The following is a 995-nucleotide window of genomic DNA, read 5'->3' as shown; positions in this document are numbered from 1 at the left end:
CGCCGGACCCCTTCGGCAACCGCCTCGGCGGCGGCCTGCCCTCGCCCTCGATCACGACGCCGGACCTGCCCCCGAGCCAGCCCGAGGGCGAGGCGACCCTGTCGCTCTCCGCGCTGCTGTCGGGGATCGGCCAGCCCCTGCGCTCGGGCCTTGTCTGGCGGATCTACGAGGACCGCACCGACGGCGTCCGGCCCGGGATCGTGGCCCGCTCCACCGACGCGGCGCCGACCTTCAAGCTCGCGCCGGGGGCCTACGTCGCCTCCGTGACCTACGGCTTCGCCAGCGCCACGAAGAAGATCGCGATGTCGGGCCAGCCCGCGACCGACACCCTGCGGGTGGCCGCCGGCGCGCTCAAGCTGTCGGGCGCGATCGGCGACACGCGGATCGCCCCGGCGCAGCTCTCGTTCTCCGTCTTCGTGCCGATCGGCACCAACTCGGAGGGGCGGCTGGTGCGCAGCGGCGTCAAGGCCGGCGAGCTGCTGCGCCTGCCCGAGGGCACCTACCACGTGGTCTCGACCTACGGGGAATCGAACGCGATCCAGCGCGCGGACCTGAAGGTGGAGAACGGCAAGGTCACCGACGCCACCCTCAACCACCGGGCCGCGACGGTGACGCTGAAGCTCGTCACCAGCCCCGGCGCCGAGGCCTTCGCCGGCACGGCCTTCTCGGTGCTGACGCCCGGCGGCGACACCATCCGCGAGGCGATCGGCGCGTTCCCGCAGGTCACCCTGGCGGAGGGCGACTACGTGCTGATCGCCCGTCACGACGGACAGGTCTACACCCGCGAGTTCAAGGTCGAGAGCGGGCTCGACCGCGACATCGAGGTGTTGGCCAAGGCGGGGTGAGCGGGCGCCGAGGCGCGCTTAGATGTTTGATCCCAGGGTTTGATGGTGCGATCTTCACGTCTGAGTGGAGGGACGCGTTATGGGCCAGGTTCTTCACGGCAGCGCCACGACGACGGAGGCGATCCGTCGAGCGATCCAGCATAGTCAAGC

At 71.2% G+C, this 995-nt stretch carries 1 protein-coding gene; it reads left to right on the top strand.

Annotated features, from left to right (window positions below; all coding sequences use genetic code 11):
• A partial coding sequence (locus tag FV222_RS27245) for a hypothetical protein (RefSeq protein WP_147816254.1) occupies positions 1-845 on the top strand: 845 nt, incomplete at its 5' end.
• Between the last annotated feature and the right edge of the window lie 150 nt (positions 846-995).

The organism is Methylobacterium sp. WL103, assembly GCF_008039885.1.
Taxonomy (GTDB): domain Bacteria; phylum Pseudomonadota; class Alphaproteobacteria; order Rhizobiales; family Beijerinckiaceae; genus Methylobacterium; species Methylobacterium cerastii.
Note: the sequence above shows the minus strand (reverse complement) of the source record. Positions and strands in the feature narration are given on the sequence as shown.